At 56.7% G+C, this 12,498-nt stretch carries 10 protein-coding genes; 3 read left to right on the top strand and 7 right to left on the bottom strand.

Translation table 11 applies throughout. From position 1 onward, the window contains the following. The first annotated feature begins 58 nt into the window (after positions 1–58). Entirely contained in the window at positions 59–1,363 is a 1,305-nt protein-coding gene (locus CKK19_RS00535; protein WP_022647280.1) for an inosine/guanosine kinase, read from the top strand. Positions 1,364–1,469: 106 nt separating this feature from the next. On the opposite strand, the gene ybaL is transcribed toward CKK19_RS00535, so the two are convergent. Next, a complete protein-coding gene (gene ybaL / locus CKK19_RS00530; RefSeq protein ID WP_225455016.1) occupies positions 1,470–3,146 on the bottom strand; it encodes a YbaL family putative K(+) efflux transporter in 1,677 nt (558 codons plus the stop codon). Positions 3,147–3,378: 232 nt separating this feature from the next. Continuing rightward, positions 3,379–4,599: an MFS transporter gene (locus CKK19_RS00525; RefSeq protein ID WP_022647282.1), complete on the bottom strand. Its 1,221-nt coding sequence runs from the start codon at positions 4,597–4,599 to the stop codon at positions 3,379–3,381. 164 nt (positions 4,600–4,763) lie between these two features. Here CKK19_RS00525 and ushA point away from each other — a divergent pair, with 164 nt between their 5' ends. Beyond that, a complete protein-coding gene (gene ushA / locus CKK19_RS00520) occupies positions 4,764–6,416 on the top strand; it encodes a bifunctional UDP-sugar hydrolase/5'-nucleotidase UshA (protein WP_022647283.1) in 1,653 nt (550 codons plus the stop codon). 92 nt (positions 6,417–6,508) lie between these two features. Here the strand turns inward: ushA and ybaK are convergent, their stop codons facing one another. From ybaK to copA, 3 genes are all read right to left on the bottom strand, one after another. Continuing rightward, positions 6,509–6,988, bottom strand: coding sequence for a Cys-tRNA(Pro)/Cys-tRNA(Cys) deacylase YbaK (gene ybaK, locus CKK19_RS00515; RefSeq protein ID WP_010428207.1), 480 nt, complete (start codon positions 6,986–6,988; stop codon positions 6,509–6,511). 198 nt (positions 6,989–7,186) lie between these two features. Continuing rightward, positions 7,187–7,981: a TraB/GumN family protein gene (locus CKK19_RS00510; RefSeq protein WP_063853708.1), complete on the bottom strand. Its 795-nt coding sequence runs from the start codon at positions 7,979–7,981 to the stop codon at positions 7,187–7,189. 103 nt (positions 7,982–8,084) lie between these two features. Next, on the bottom strand, positions 8,085–10,583 hold the full coding sequence (copA, locus tag CKK19_RS00505; RefSeq protein WP_063853709.1) for a copper-exporting P-type ATPase CopA: 2,499 nt from the start codon (positions 10,581–10,583) through the stop codon (positions 8,085–8,087). Between the two features lie 108 nt (positions 10,584–10,691). Here copA and cueR point away from each other — a divergent pair, with 108 nt between their 5' ends. Continuing rightward, a complete protein-coding gene (gene cueR, locus CKK19_RS00500) occupies positions 10,692–11,102 on the top strand; it encodes a Cu(I)-responsive transcriptional regulator (RefSeq protein WP_017383222.1) in 411 nt (136 codons plus the stop codon). Here cueR and CKK19_RS00495 read toward each other — a convergent pair. Next, positions 11,099–11,551 (bottom strand): NfeD family protein, encoded by a 453-nt coding sequence (locus CKK19_RS00495; protein ID WP_063853710.1) that lies wholly within the window; start codon positions 11,549–11,551, stop codon positions 11,099–11,101. The two genes, cueR and CKK19_RS00495, sit on opposite strands and share 4 nt — an antisense overlap. Further along, on the bottom strand, positions 11,548–12,462 hold the full coding sequence (locus tag CKK19_RS00490) for an SPFH domain-containing protein (RefSeq protein WP_003858941.1): 915 nt from the start codon (positions 12,460–12,462) through the stop codon (positions 11,548–11,550). The genes CKK19_RS00495 and CKK19_RS00490 overlap by 4 nt, the downstream gene beginning before the upstream one ends. Positions 12,463–12,498 lie beyond the last annotated feature (36 nt).

Below are 12,498 nucleotides of genomic sequence, written 5' to 3'. Positions count from 1 at the left end.
GTTACGGGCCGGGTTTGTGCTACCATTCCCGGCCCGTATTCTTTGCACAGTTCAGACCATGAAATTTCCCGGTAAACGTAAGTCCAAACACTATTTCCCCGTCGATGCCCGCGATCCGCTGTTACAGCAAATTCAGCAGGAAAGCGAAACCAGCGCTGCCTGGGTGGTCGGTATCGATCAGACGCTGGTGGACATTGAAGCCAAAGTGGATGATGCGTTTGTCGCACGTTACGGTCTGAGCGCCGGGCACTCGCTGGTGATTGAGGATGACGTTGCCGAAGCGCTGTATCAGGAACTGATGCGCGAAAATCTTATCACCCACCAGTTTGCTGGCGGCACCATCGGTAACACCATGCACAACTACTCCGTTCTGGCAGACGACCGCTCGGTACTGCTTGGCGTGATGTGCAGCAATATCGAAATCGGTGGCTACGCCTACCGCTACCTGTGCAATACCTCCAGCCGCACCGATCTGAACTATTTGCAGGGCGTTGACGGGCCAATTGGTCGTTGCTTTACGCTGATAAGCGATTCCGGCGAGCGTACCTTTGCCATCAGCCCCGGCCATATGAACAAGCTACGCGCTGAAAGTATTCCGGAAGAGGTGATCGCGGGCGCGTCTGCGCTGGTGTTGACGTCTTATCTGGTGCGCTGCAAGCCGGGCGAACCAATGCCGGACGCAACCATGAAGGCAATTGAGTATGCGAAGAAATACAACGTGCCTGTGGTTCTGACGCTGGGCACCAAATTCGTGATTGCCGACAACCCGGAGTGGTGGCAGGCCTTCCTGAAAGAACACGTCTCGATTCTGGCGATGAATGAAGAAGAAGCCGAAGCGCTGACCGGAGAAAGCGATCCGCTGCTGGCGTCTGATAAGGCGCTGGACTGGGTGGATCTGGTGCTCTGCACCGCCGGGCCGGTCGGGCTGTACATGGCGGGCTTCACGGAAGAAGAGAGCAAGCGGAAAACCCAGCACCCGCTGCTGCCGGGCGCTATCGCCGAATTTAACCAGTACGAGTTCAGCCGCGCCATGCGTCATAAAGACTGCATCAACCCGCTGCGTATTTTCTCCCACATTGCACCGTATATGGGTGGCCCCGAGAAGATCATGAACACCAACGGCGCGGGCGACGGCGCGCTGGCCGCGCTGCTGCACGACATCACCGCTAACGCCTACCACAAAACCAATGTGCCGAATTCCAGCAAACACACCTTCAACTGGCTGACCTATTCCTCGCTGGCGCAGGTGTGCAAGTACGCGAACCGCGTGAGTTATCAGGTGCTGAACCAGCATTCACCGCGCTTAACGCGTGGGCTGCCGGAACGGGAAGACAGCCTCGAAGAGGCGTATTGGGACAGGTAAAAGAAGACCCCTCACCCTGGCCCTCTCCCCAAAGGGGAGAGGGAACTTGAACACCCTCTCCCCTTTGGGGAGAGGGCTGGGGTGAGGGGACCAGGCCGCACAAAATTTACCCCGTCACCGCCTCTTCAACCGGCGGCTTCGTCAGCATTGTCAGCATCGTATTCGCAATCTCACGCTCACCCATCACCACCTGATTCGCGCCGCGCTCGGTAATGTACTCCACTTCGTCATCATAATGGGCGCGGGCTATGATTTCGATATGCGGGCATTTTTCACGGGCTGTGGCGACAATCTCGCCAGCCTCGTAACCGTTCGGGATAGTGAGCAGCAGCCAGCGAGCGCAGTCCAGATGCGCCAGATTCATAATCTCTTCGTTAGCCGCGTTGCCCAGCACCGCGCGGATGCCGCGTTCGCGAAGCTCGTCGACGCGGGTGCGTGACGTTTCAATCACTACAAGTGGAATGCCCTGAGCCATCAGTTTTTCACCCAGCAGGCTGCCGACGCGGCCAAAACCGACCAGCAGCGCGTGGTTGCAGATATCCACCGGGATCTGTTTCTCTTCTTCTGTCGCCTCTTCCAGCGTCAGCTCTTCGAGGGTTTCGGTCTTCTTGAGATATTTCTCCAGCAGGGCAAACAATACCGGGTTCAACATGATGGAGAGGATCGCCCCCGCCAGCACCAGATTTTGCCCAGCCTGTGGCAGCAGATTCAGGGCCATTCCCAGACCAGCCAGAATAAAGGCGAACTCGCCAATCTGCGCCAGGCTGGCGGCGATGGTCAGCGCCGTGCGCGGCGAGTGACCGAACATCCGCACCAGGAAGAAGGCGGCAACGGACTTACCAAAGATGATGATTGCCAGCGTACCCAGCACGGCCAGCGGCTGCTGGATGAGGATCATCGGGTCGAACAGCATCCCGACGGAGACAAAGAACAGCACCGCGAACGCATCACGTAGTGGCAGAGTATCGTGCGCGGCACGGTGGCTCAGCTCGGACTCGTTCAGCACCATCCCGGCGAAGAACGCGCCCAGCGCAAAGGAGACGTCAAACAGCTCGACAGCGCCAAAGGCAATGCCCAGCGCCAGCGCAAGGACCGAAAGCGTGAACAGTTCACGCGAGCCGGTGGCGGCGCTGCGGGACATGATCCACGGCACCAGACGGCGGCCCACCAGCATCATGATGGCAATAAACGCCACAACCTTACCGATGGTAATGCTCATATCCAGCGCCAGCGAAGCGAAGCCGATATTCTCTTTTTCCATCATCCCGGCGACGGCGGGCAGCAGTACCAGCGTCAACACCATCACCAGATCTTCAACTATCAGCCAGCCAATCGCGATTTGCCCGCGCTGGCTGTCTATCAGCTGCCTCTCTTCAAGCGCGCGCAGCAGCACCACGGTACTGGCGGTTGAAAGACACAGCCCAAATACGATACCGGTCATGATTGACCAGCCCAGCACCGCCGAAAGCGCCATGCCCAGCAGCGTCGCCACCCCTATCTGGGCGATCGCTCCCGGTATGGCGATCGACTTTACCGCCATCAGATCCTTTAGGGAAAAATGCAGTCCGACGCCAAACATCAGCAGGATAACGCCCAGTTCCGCCAGCTCCGGTGCAAGTTTGGTATCTGCGACAAAACCCGGCGTAAAGGGTCCTGCCAGCACGCCCGCTAACAAATAGCCTACCAGGGGCGAAATACGCAGTTTGTTGGCAATCATGCCGAGGATAAAAGCGAGCACAAGTCCACCAACAATGGTGGTGATAAGCGGTGTGGCGTGGTGCATTCCGTCTCCTTTCGCGATGGGTGATCCATTTTTGGTGCAAATACCAAAAAGCCGATTAATAGTTTATGACAATTTTTACGCTTATGTTTATGAATAATTGTTGAAATCACAATAAAAAGGCAATAAGCACGAAAAAAGGCAGATTTTGATAAATTTGCTGAGGGGAGGGAGAGGAAAGCCTTATGGCATCAGGTTATCCGGCTGCCAAAGTTTAACTTTGGCAGCCATGAAGTTACGCTTTATGACGGTTGTCAGGCAGGAATATGGTCAACATCCCCAGAAGTGGCAGGAAAGCGCAGATTTTATAGACCAGGAAGATGCTGGTGTGGTCTGCAACCATCCCTAACACGGCGGCGCCAAGGCCGCCCATGCCAAAGGCAAAACCGAAAAAGAGACCGGAAACCATACCGATACGTCCCGGCAGCAGCTCCTGCGCATAGACCAGAATGGCTGAAAACGCCGACGCGAGAATAAAACCAATAATCACTGTCAATATTCCGGTCCATTCCAGCGTTGCGTACGGTAAAACAAGCGTAAACGGCGCAACGCCGAGGATAGAGCCCCAAATCACATATTTACGTCCGATTTTATCTCCCACAGGGCCGCCAATCACCGTGCCTGCCGCCACCGCAAACAGGAAGGCAAAGAGATGGAACTGGGCGTTTTGTACCGATAATCCGAATTTTTGCATCAGATAGAAGGTGTAATAGCTGCTAATGCTCGCCATATAGAAATATTTCGAGAAAATCAGCACCAGCAACACGCTGACGGCAAGGATCACCTTATTACGCGGAAGGGGATTGGTTATCTTCGCGACAGGTTTTCCCTTATTTACGCGGTGCTGCGCGGCATACCAGCGGCTGATTTGCGCCAGGACGACAATCGCCAGCAGCGCGGCCAGCACAAACCACGCCACGTTGCCTTTGCCGTAAGGCGCGATAATTACCGCCGCCAGCAGAGGACCGAGGGAGCTACCAAAGTTCCCCCCCACCTGGAACAGAGACTGCGCCAGCCCGTGGCGTCCGCCGGAGGCCATACGCGCCACGCGGGACGATTCCGGATGGAACACCGATGAACCGGTTCCTACCAGCGCCGCGGCAACCAGTACCGCCTCAAAGCTGCCCGCCATGGCCAGCAGCACCAGCCCGCTCAGGGTGAAGCACATCCCAATGGGCAGCGACCATGGCATCGGGTATTTGTCCGTCCAGTAGCCCACCACCGGCTGTAGCAGCGAAGAGGCCAGCTGGAAGGTCAGGGTAATCATCCCGATCTGCACGAAGGTTAATGAGAACTCAGACTGCAACAGCGGGTAGATCGCCAGAATCAGCGACTGGATCATGTCGTTGAGCAGATGAGAGAGACTGATTGCGCCTAATACTTTGAAGGAAGTGCGCGATTTCGGCGGCGACGCCGGAACGCCCTGAACAGGCTGGGTTGATTCACTGATTGCCATAAATACCACGTCAATTTGTAATTAGAGATGCAGGGAGTAATTATTATCCGACTAACATACCCGTCCGTGACATTTGAAGAAAGTCGCAATTCTGAAAACTTATTTGTCTATTCTTGTGAGTCACTGTAATTTTTGCGTTTGTCTATGGGTCAGGGAGAGAGAAGATGAAGTTAATAAAGCGTGGCGTCGCGCTGGCGCTCATCGCCGCATGGGGGCTGACAAGCCTGCCCGCGCAGGCGTATGAAAAAGATAAAACCTATAAAATTACCATTCTGCATACTAACGATCATCACGGCCATTTCTGGCGCAGCGAATACGGTGAATATGGCCTGGCGGCGCAAAAAACGCTGGTGGACGGCATTCGTAAAGAGGTCTCGGCTCAGGGCGGCAGCGTGCTGTTGCTGTCGGGCGGGGATATTAATACCGGCGTACCGGAATCTGATTTGCAGGATGCCGAGCCTGATTTCCGCGGCATGAATTTAATTGGTTACGACGCGATGGCGGTCGGAAACCACGAGTTTGATAACCCGCTGAGCGTATTGCGCCAGCAGGAAAAGTGGTCCAAATTTCCGTTCCTTTCCGCCAATATTTATCAGAAAAGCACCGGCGAGCGCCTGTTTAAACCGTGGGCGCTGTTTAAGCGTCAGGATCTGAAGATCGCGGTCATCGGCTTAACCACCGACGATACGGCCAAAATTGGCAACCCTGAATTTTTCACCGATATCGAATTCCGTAAACCGGCGGACGAAGCGAAGCTGGTGATCCAGGAGTTGCAGCAGAATGAAAAACCGGATGTGATTATCGCTACCACCCACATGGGGCATTACGACAACGGTCAGCACGGCTCTAACGCGCCGGGCGACGTGGAGATGGCGCGCAGCCTTCCTGCGGGCTCGCTGGCGATGATTGTGGGCGGTCATTCGCAGGATCCGGTCTGCATGGCTTCTGAGAATAAAAAGCAGGTAGATTATGTGCCCGGCACGCCGTGCGCCCCGGATCGTCAGAACGGTATCTGGATTGTACAGGCCCACGAGTGGGGTAAATACGTTGGCCGTGCGGATTTCGAATTCCGTAACGGCGAGATGAAGCTGGTGCACTATCAGCTCATCCCGGTCAACCTGAAGAAGAAAGTGACCTACCCGGACGGCAAAAGCGAGCGGGTACTCTACACGCCAGAGATCGCTGAAAACCAGCAGATGCTCTCCCTGCTGACGCCGTTCCAGAGCAAAGGGAAAGCGCAGCTGGACGTGAAGATTGGCACGCTTAACGGACGACTGGAAGGGGACCGCAGCAAAGTCCGCTTCGTACAAACCAACATGGGGCGTCTGGTGCTGGCCGCGCAGATGGCGCGTACGAATGCGGATTTCGGCGTGATGAGCGGCGGCGGTATTCGTGATTCCATCGATGGCGGAAACATCACCTATAAAGACGTGCTCAAAGTGCAGCCGTTTGGCAACGTGGTGGTGTATGCGGACATGAGCGGGAAAGAGGTAATTGACTACCTGACCGCCGTGGCGCAGATGAAGCCGGACTCCGGAGCGTATCCGCAGTTTGCTAACGTCAGCTTCGTCGCGAAGGACGGTAAGCTCAACGATCTCAAAATCAAAGGCGAACCTGTTGATCCGGCGAAAACCTACCGCCTGGCAACGTTAAGCTTTAACGCCACCGGCGGCGACGGCTATCCGCATATCGATAACAAACCGGGCTATGTAAATACCGGGTTTATTGATGCGGAAGTGTTGAAGCAGTTTATCCAGCAAAATTCACCGATTGACGTGAACGCGTATGAGCCGAAGGGCGAGGTGAGCTGGCAGTAGTGCGGGTGTGTTGTGCCGGGTGGCGGCTACGCCTTACCCGGCCTACATTCGAATCGGAGGCCCGGTAAGCGCAGCGCCACCGGGCAATTTTCTCAATCCCTGCGCGCAATATCCGCAAATTTCGCGTCCAGCATTTTCGCCAGATCGCCTGCGGCCAGTTCGATATCCAGCCCGCGTTTGCCGCCAGAAATATAGATCGTCTCAAATTCCTGCGAAGGCGCATCGATCAGGGTCGGCAGACGCTTTTTCTGGCCGAGCGGGCTGATCCCGCCGACCAGATAACCCGTAGTGCGTTGCGCAACCATCGGGTCTGCCATATCGACCTTTTTCGCTCCCAGCGCTTTGGCCACTTTCTTCAGATCAAGCTGTCCGGCGACGGGCGTCACTGCCACGGCGAGGTGCTTCATATCGCCATTCACCGCGACCAGCAGCGTTTTGTAAACCTGGTCCGCGTTCAGCCCCAGCTTGCGCACCACTTCATCACCAAAGTTGGTTTCGTTCGGATCGTGATCGTAGGTGTGGATCCGGAAAGAAATTTTGTTTTTTTCGAGTAATTTAACGGCGGGAGTCATGGCTATCCTTCTTACGACAGACGGTTCATGCCAGCAGCATACGCCTGACGTTTGTCTAAAAAATAGCACCATCTTGCGCAATAGTATTGGCAGTGATGGTTACTTTGAGCGACAATCGGCGTAGCCGAAGGTCACTTCGGTATAATAAAAACGATGAAATTCCTCTTTGACGGGCCAATAGAAATATTGGCCATTTTTTTATTTCAGCAGCGACGGCAAATTCCCTTCTCCGTACAAATGCAACGCGCCAACCGCGACAACATAACGACCGGCAGGCAGGGCATACAGCGTCTCCCGCCACGCCTGGTTGCGCGCGTTCATCAGCACATCATACAACGATTCACTGAACGTCGACGGTAACGCCAGCTTACCGTCTGCGGGCGGCGCATCCAGCCACCAGCCAATCATCGTTTGCAGCAGACGCGCGTTGGTGTGCCAGTGGGTCAGGGTATCATCCAGTAGCATCTTACCGTCATCAGGAAGCTGGCGAAGAAGCGCAATCTGGCTGTCCGTGCCTTCCAGTTCAATGACGGACAGGTTGCACGCCCTTGCCGCATTCAGCAGTTGATAATCGATACCGTAATCGCCGCGCAGCCCCAGGCGCTGCGCCTGGGTTGCCTGTAGCACCATGGCAATTTGCCACAGGGGCAGGGTGTCGAGCATTGAGAGCGAGACGCCGGACTCATCCGCAAGACGGGTAAGCTCAGCCAGCTGCGTCTCGTTAAGACGTTCAGCCAGGGGGCGGTCGCTTTCCAGCCCGGCAAACGGCGATTCATGGCCGGAGATGTCGGCTTCGACGATCAGCGCGTCGGCGCGCTTCAGTAGTTTAATCAGGCCGGAGGGCAGGGGGGACATATCCTGCGTGCCCATATGAATGCTTCCCACCAGGTGCAGTTGCTGCCCACCCGGAAGCGAAATATCCATACCGAGCCAGGCATAACGGCGGGGAAAAAGGGCGCGAAACGATGTTTTTATACGATTAAACAGACCCATACGCGCTCCATAAACGGAAAGGTTCATGCTAGCGCGTGGGGAAGGGGGGCGCAATAGGCGAAAGCCGGGCGGCGCTGCGCTTACCCGGCCTGCTTCCGGGATTCTACGCTTTCGGTTTAAACCGCAGCAGACGGTTAGCGTTGCTCACCACGGTAATTGACGAGAGCGCCATCGCCGCACCCGCAACAACCGGGTTCAGCAGGGTGCCGGTCAGCGGCCACAAAATCCCGGCGGCAATCGGAATGCCGAGCGAGTTATAGACGAAGGCCCCTAGCAGGTTCTGCTTCATGTTGCGCAACGTGGCTTTTGAAATCGCCAGCGCATCCGCCACACCCATCAGGCTGTGGCGCATCAGGGTGATTGCCGCGGTTTCAATGGCGACATCGCTCCCGCCGCCCATCGCAATACCTACGTCAGCCTGCGCCAGCGCCGGGGCGTCGTTGATGCCGTCGCCGACCATCGCCACCTGACGACCATCACGTTGCAATTTACTGATGGCGTCCGCTTTGCCATCTGGCAGTACGCCGGCTATCACCTCATCAATCCCGGCTTCTCTGGCGATGGCGTTAGCGGTAGTCGGGTTATCACCGGTTAACATCACCAGGCGATAGCCCGCGTGGTGCAGGCGTTGCAAGGCATCCACGCTGTCCTGGCGTAACGGATCGCGTACGGCCAGCAGCGCCGCCACATGACCATCTTTCGCCAGCAGAACCGGCGTCGCGCCCTGAGAGGCCTGCGCGTTCAGCTCAGCGTCCAGCACGGACGTATCAACACCGTGTTCAGTTAGCAGTGCCTGGTTACCCAGCAGCAGCGTATGGCCTTCTGCTTCACCGCTGACCCCTAAACCGCGCAGGGTGCGGAAGTTGCTTACCTGCGGCAGAGGGGCATCACCGGCTTTCTCAAGGATGGCGCGCGCCAGCGGGTGACTGGAGCCTTGTTCCAGCGCGGCGGCCAGGCGCAGGGCATCCGTCTCCGTACAGCCAATGGTATTAACGGCCACTACCTGCGGTTTGCCCTCGGTGAGCGTGCCGGTTTTGTCAAAGACGAGGGTGTCCAGCGTGCTTGCCCGTTGCAGGGCGTCAGCATCACGGACCAGTACGCCAAATTCGGCGGCGCGTCCGACGCCAGAGATAATCGACATCGGCGTGGCCAGACCAAGGGCACAAGGGCAGGCGATGATCAGTACCGTGGTGGCGATCACCAGGGTGTAGACAATCTGCGGCGCCGGGCCGAAGAAATACCAGATTGCCGCGCTCAGCAGGGCAATACCGACCACCACTGGCACAAAAATGGCGGAGATTTTATCGGCAAGCTGACCAATTTCCGGCTTACTGCTCTGCGCCTGGCGGACCATCCGAATGATGCGTGACAGTGTGGTATGGCTGCCAACGGCGCTGGCGCGGAACAGCACGCTGCCGTCCTGTACCACCGTACCCGCATGCACCGCATCGCCCTGAGATTTCTGCTGGGGGATCGGCTCACCGGTCAGCATGGCTTCATCAAGCCAGGCATCGCCCTGGGTGATTTCACCGTCGACGGGCACGCGGTCACCGGTGGTGAGACGCAGCGTCATACCGGGTTGCACCTCTGAGAGAGGAACGTTTTTTTCCCCATCGTCGGTGACCACGCGGGCCGTCGGCGGGGTTAAATCGAGTAATCTTTCCAGCGCTTTCGACGAGCGCTGACGCGCGCGGGCTTCGAGCATATGGCCTAAGTTAATCAGACCTATAATCATCGCGCTCGCTTCATAATAGAGATGGCGCGCCTCCATCGGGAACCACTGCGGCCAGACGTTAACGCTCATCGAATACAGCCACGCCGCACCCGTCCCGAGCGCGACCAGCGTGTCCATCGTCGCGGTGCGGTTTTTCAGGCTCTTCCAGGCGCTGGTATAGAAATGTCCGCCTGCAAACACCATCACCGCAAGGGTAATCAGACCAATCACCAGCCACAGGGTGCGGTTGTCTGCGGTGACCATCATGTTGTCACCGATCATGCCCCACACCATCACCGGAATACCGACCAGCAGGGCGACGATCGCCTGCCAACGGAAGCGCTTCATGGTGGCGACAGCCGTTTCCTGCTGGCGCTCGCGGCGCTCGGCATCATCTTCGATGGCCTCCGCCCCGTAGCCCGCTTTCTCCACGGCCTGCACTAAATCTGCGGCGGAGGCACTGCCCATCACCAGCGCAGTACGCTCCGCCAGGTTTACCCGTGCCTGTGCGACGCCCGGTACCGCCTGTAAGGCGTTTTGTACCCGGGAGACACAGCTGGCGCAGCTCATGCCGTTGATCAGCAGCTGTTGGCTGTCATCAATATCATCAGCTACCGGAAGCTCAGGAGTGGCCGCTGTCAGTGCTTCCGACGGGGATGATGACTCTGCCAGCGGTTTAGCCTTTGGGTGGCTTAACTCCGCCCCGTAACCGGCCTGTTTAATGGTATCAATCAGCGCGTCGGCGCTGGCGCTGCCGGTCACGGCGGCATGATCGATAGTCACCTCAGCGCTTTCCACGTCAGGACGCTGCTCCAGGCTTTCTTTAACACGTTTGACACAGTGGCCGCAGGAGAGGCCGTCCAGTGTCAGGTCAATAGTGTGAGACATAACAAAACTCCCGTATAATGTTCTGGTCAATTGTTGACCTTCACTCTGCTTTTCGCTAACTGTTATGAAGGTTAAACCTTCCATCAAGGGGAAGGTCAAGGGGGAAATGTGAATATCAGCGATGTTGCGAAAAAAACCGGCTTAACCAGCAAAGCGATTCGCTTTTATGAGGAAAAAGGGCTGGTGACGCCACCGTTGCGCAGTGAGAACGGCTACCGCAGCTATACGCAGCTGCATCTTGATGAACTGACGTTACTGCGCCAGGCAAGACAGGTAGGATTTAACCTTGAAGAGTGCGGCGAGCTGGTTAACCTGTTTAACGATCCGAAACGCCACAGTGCCGACGTGAAAAAACGTACGCTGGAAAAAGTGGCGGAGATCGAACGCCATATCATCGAATTACAGGCGATGCGTGAGCAACTGCTACAGCTGGCAGAATCCTGCCCGGGAGATGACAGCGCCGAGTGCCCGATTATCGACAATCTTTCCGGCTGCTGCCACCGTAAAACCCACGCCTAACAGGCTTTAACCCGCAGGGTAATGCCTTCTACCGCAATGACCTCAACCCGCGTGCCGGCGCTGAGGTCATCATCGGCCACCACCGGCCATGAACTGTCCCCCACACGCACATGACCGCGTCCGTTGATCAGCGCGTTATCAAGCGTAAAACGTTTACCCACGATCTGCTGCCCACGCTGATTGAGATGCGCGTCGACCGGCTTCTGCGCCTTCACCCGTTTGTTCAGCCAGCGCCACCACAGCCAGGCGGCCAGCAGCGTCAGCACGGCAAACAGCGCGCCCTGCCACTCCCAGCCGACAGGCAACAGCCAGATGACCAGCCCGGTAATCACAGCGGCAACACCGCTCCACAGCAAATAACCGTTGCCGCCAAGCATCTCGGCGGCCAGCAGCAAGCCGCCAAGGCTTAGCCAGAACGCATGAGGATGTGCAACGATGAGCTCAATCATTTTTTACGCTCGTTTCCGCCGTCTTTGATCAACTCGGCAATTCCGGCGATAGATCCCATCAGACTGCTGGCATCTAGCGGCATCATCACCACTTTGCTGTTGTTCGCAGAGCCGATCTCCTTCAGCGCATCGGTATATTTTTGCGCGACGAAGTAGTTCACAGCCTGGATATCCCCGGCGGCAATCGCCTCGGAAACCATTTGCGTCGCGCGGGCTTCCGCTTCTGCCGAACGTTCACGCGCTTCTGCCTGGAGGAAGGCAGACTGACGGTCGCCCTCGGCTTTCAGGATCTGCGACTGTTTTTCCCCTTCCGCTTTCAGGATCTCGGCCTGACGCACCCCTTCGGCTTCAAGAATATAGGCGCGTTTGGTACGCTCGGCCTTCATCTGCGCGTTCATGGAAGCAATCAGCTCTGCCGGTGGGCGCACGTCGCGGATCTCAATGCGGGTCACTTTGATCCCCCACGGATTGGTGGCTTCATCAACAATGTGCAGCAGGCGGGTATTAATGCTGTCGCGCTGGGAGAGCATTTCGTCCAGCTCCATCGAGCCAAGCACGGTACGGATGTTGGTCATCGTCAGGTTGACGATCGCCAGCTCCAGGTTGCTCACCTCATAGGCCGCTTTCGGCGCATCAATCACCTGAATAAAGCACACCGCATCGATGGTGACGTTGGCGTTATCCTTGGAGATGACTTCCTGGGAAGGAATATCCAGCACCTGCTCCATCATGTTGATTTTACGCCCAATTCTGTCCATGAAGGGGACGATCAGGCTTAAACCCGGCTGAAGGGTATTGGTGTAGCGACCGAAACGTTCGACGGTCCACTGGTAACCCTGCGGGACAATTTTGACGCCTGCGCCCACGATAACCAGCGCAACGAAAATAAGGACAGGAACAACGATGAGCATAAAAACCTCCTGTTTTGCATGCCGTAACGAGAAAAA

The organism is Enterobacter sp. CCUG 70166, assembly GCF_020224095.1.
Classification (GTDB): Bacteria; Pseudomonadota; Gammaproteobacteria; order Enterobacterales; family Enterobacteriaceae; genus Enterobacter; species Enterobacter intestinihominis.
Note: the sequence above shows the minus strand (reverse complement) of the source record. Positions and strands in the feature narration are given on the sequence as shown.